At 64.2% G+C, this 1,144-nt stretch carries 1 protein-coding gene; it reads right to left on the bottom strand.

Annotated elements, in window-relative coordinates; genetic code table 11:
• The coding region (locus B0O95_RS15235) for a condensation domain-containing protein (RefSeq protein ID WP_146064140.1) at positions 1–1,144 on the bottom strand (1,144 nt) is incomplete at both ends.

The following is a 1,144-nucleotide window of genomic DNA, read 5'->3' on the forward strand; positions in this document are numbered from 1 at the left end:
CGCGGGACTACGCTGCACGCAGATCGCCACGAGCGTGTCCGGCTTGACGCCTAACTCAATCAGCTGGTGTGCCAAGCGATTGGCTTGTGCGTTCAACTGCGCATAACTGAACGTTTGATCTTCAAACACCAGCGCCGGCGCCTCGGGCGTGCGCTCAACCTGCGCCTCGAATAGCTGGTGCACGCACCGATGTTTCGGATACGGCTGTTGCGTCGCGTTCCACGTGTTAAGCAGCAACTCGCGCTCGGCCTCGGGCAGCACCTGCAACTGCTGCACTGCGGTGTCGGGCGTCGCCTCCAGCGCGTCGGCCAAGCTGTGCAGCGCCTGCTGCATATACGCGCACACCCGCTCGGGCTCCAGCGACGGCACGCTCTGGGCCGTCAGCCCCAACGCCTGCCCGAAGTCCTCGACCGACAGTGTCAGCGGGTAATTGGTGCGCTCCCGCGCGCTGAACAGCTCTACACCCGGTAGCCCGCTGCGCTCATCCGAGCCCATTGCATTGTGTCGGTAATTGAGCAGCGCACTAAAGAGCGGCGTGCCCGCCGACACACCGCTGCAGCGCTGTGCGAGCGCCAGCGACGCATGCTCATGCTCGAGCAGCGCCGCCAGCCGCGCATGCGTCGCATGCACGGCAGTCTCTACACTGCCGTCCAAGTCCACACGCAGCGGCAGCGTATTAATAAAGAGCCCCATCGCACGATCGGCCCCCTCACCCGCCTGCATCCGCCCAAACAGCACCGTGCCAAACACCACGCGTGGTTGGCCGCTCGCGCGTGCAAGCACCTGCGCCCACGCCAGATGGCATAGGCTCGCCAAACTGACGCCCAACCGTTTGGCATGCGCACGCAGCCGATCGTTCAACGCCGACGGCAGCATCCGGTGTGACTCGCTCACGTCACTGCCGTCGTGCTGTACCTGCGCCAGCCCAAACGGCAAGGTCGGCTCCACGTCCGCGAGCAGCTCAGTAAAAAAGTGTTCGTGTTCAGCTTGACTGACACCCAGCCTGGCTTGTGCGACCAGATAGCGGAACGGCTGTGCCGGCGGCAAGGTGTCGCCTTGGCCCTCAATGAACGCCTGCACCTCCGCGTGCATCACTTCCAGCGTCGAGTGATCGCCAATCAAATGGTGCAGCCGCTGCGTGAGT

Source organism: Mycetohabitans endofungorum (assembly GCF_002927045.1).
Lineage (GTDB): Bacteria > Pseudomonadota > Gammaproteobacteria > Burkholderiales > Burkholderiaceae > Mycetohabitans > Mycetohabitans endofungorum.